This is a genomic window from Neisseria sp. P0013.S005 (genome assembly GCF_051958425.1).
In the GTDB taxonomy this organism is placed as follows: Bacteria; Pseudomonadota; Gammaproteobacteria; order Burkholderiales; family Neisseriaceae; genus Neisseria; species Neisseria subflava.
In genome coordinates, this window is sequence record NZ_JBQCVL010000112.1 from 1 (window position 1) to 205 (window position 205).

General features: G+C 54.1%; 1 protein-coding gene. It reads left to right on the forward strand.

What is annotated here, in order from left to right; genetic code table 11:
- Window positions 1-205 (forward strand): transposase (locus tag ACTHTA_RS11710; protein WP_440376402.1); only part of this gene is annotated, 205 nt, incomplete at both ends.

Below are 205 nucleotides of genomic sequence, written 5' to 3' on the forward strand. Positions count from 1 at the left end.
GAAGGTATAGCCGAAGGCACGACCGTCTATGCCGACAAAGGCTATGACAGTAAGGAAAACCGGCAACATCTGAAAGAGCATCGGTTACCGGACGGCATTATGCGCAAAGCCCGCCGCAACCGTCCGCCGACGGAAGCGCAAACCAAACGTAACCGATATTTGTCGAAGACCCGTTATGTGGTCGAACAAAGCTTCGGTACGCTGC